Below are 228 nucleotides of genomic sequence, written 5' to 3' on the forward strand. Positions count from 1 at the left end.
CGGCATTCCGGATTGTGATCCGGCCGTTCGCCACGACAATAGTGCGGCCGAGCCCATCGGAGGACCGAATCGTCAGATCGGAGAATTCGGCGGTACCGTCAGCCGCAATCTGCCACCCTTCCACCCCTGATTGGAAATTCTGGGATTCGATCGCCTCACGGATAAGAGTGGAGCCCGCCAGAACGGAATTGCGGAACGTCACAGCTCCCTCACGTCCTTTCGGCCGCT

At 60.1% G+C, this 228-nt stretch carries 1 protein-coding gene; it reads right to left on the minus strand.

Annotated elements, in window-relative coordinates:
* A partial coding sequence (locus tag GTW67_RS38030; RefSeq protein ID WP_237519189.1) for a hypothetical protein occupies positions 1-202 on the minus strand: 202 nt, incomplete at its 3' end.
* Positions 203-228: the final 26 nt, after the last annotated feature.

The organism is Streptomyces sp. SID5910 (assembly GCF_009862125.1).
Taxonomy (GTDB): domain Bacteria; phylum Actinomycetota; class Actinomycetes; order Streptomycetales; family Streptomycetaceae; genus Streptomyces.